A 1424-nucleotide genomic window follows, 5' to 3' on the forward strand; every position below is an offset into this window, starting at 1 on the left:
ACAAGTTCCAGACCAGCCCGAACGGCCCGTGGTCGGACTGGGTCAGCCGCGGCGGAACCAACCTCACCAACGAGCTGACGATCGGGCGCAACGCTGATGGTCGGTCTCAGGTCTTCGTCATCGGCGGTGACGGCGCCCTCTACTCGATCTGGCAGAGCAGCGTGAACGGGCCGTGGTCGGACTGGCAGAAGATGGGCGGCAGCGAGCTGAAGACACCCGTGGTCGGTTCGTCGGCGGACGGCCGGATGGAGCTGTTCGCCGTCGGCGGTGACGGCAAGCTCTACCACAAGTTCCAGACCAGCCCGAACGGCCCGTGGTCGGACTGGCTCAGCCGTGGCGGCAGCGACCTCAGCGGCGACCTGGTACTCGGCTCGAATCGCGACGGTCGGTTGCAGGTGTTCGTGATCGGCGGCAACAACGCCCTCTACTCGATGTGGCAGACGTCTGCCAACGGTGCCTGGGGTGACTGGGCCAGCCTCAGCTAGCCGGTGACGCCCCTTTCCAAACTCCGGCCGGTCGCCGTACCCCCAGCGGCGACCGGCCGGTCCTGGCCGGTAGCCCGGCCCTCAACCTCGCCCCTGGAGTGTCCTTATGAGCAGGAAACTGCGCTATGCCCTTGCCGTGGCCGCGTTGACAGTCGCTTCGTTTGCCGGCTCCGCCTCCGTGCTGTCCAGCCCGGCGCACGCCGCTGTTGTGCCCAACTGCACCGCCGCGAGCCCGACCGCTGCCGACGTCGCCTTCGCCGCCCGAGTGAACCCGCTGTTGAACGGGAAGCTGGCCGGCTATCTCGATGCGACGCGGGCGGCCTGCGTTCGCGTCATCGTCTCGGTGGTCAAGTCCCAGAATCTGCCGATGCGGGCGGCCAGCATCGCGATCACCACGACAATCGTGGAGACCGGCATCCGCAATCTCGACTACGGCGCCGATGACAGTCTCGGCCTTTACCAGCAGCGGCCCAGCCAGGGCTGGGGTTCGCCGGCGGAGATCCTGGACCCGGTCTCCTCCACCAGGAAATTCCTCAGCGCGATGAAGAGCAACTACCCGAACAATGGCTGGTTGACCGCCCCGATCGGCGAGATCTGTCAGCGGGTGCAGATCTCCGGCTATCCGGACCGCTATTACGGTCAGGCCTCGGATGGTGCGACGCTCGCCCTCGCCGCCTGGGGTGAGGACCGCGTCGAGGACCAGCTCGCTGTGGGGGCGAACGCCGATGGACGGCTCCAGGCGTTCGCGGTACGTGGCGCCGGCGCCGTGCACAGCGTGTGGCAGACGAAGCCGAACGGCGGCTTCGGCGACTGGGTGAGTTTGGGCGGTACGGCCCTGCGCCATCCGGTGGTCGATGTGGCGGCGGATGGTCGGATGGAGTTGTTCGTCGTCGGTGGTGACGGGAAGCTGTATCACAAGTGGCAGCAGAGCCCGAATGG

General features: G+C 67.3%; 2 pseudogenes. Both read left to right on the forward strand.

Features of this window, described 5'->3' with window-relative positions:
* Positions 1-485: pseudogene (locus AB0B85_RS23600) on the forward strand (hypothetical protein); the annotation flags it as partial.
* 106 nt (positions 486-591) lie between these two features.
* Positions 592-1424, forward strand: a pseudogene (locus AB0B85_RS23605) (hypothetical protein); the annotation flags it as partial.

Source organism: Micromonospora sp. NPDC049044 (assembly GCF_040649215.1).
GTDB lineage: Bacteria > Actinomycetota > Actinomycetes > Mycobacteriales > Micromonosporaceae > Micromonospora.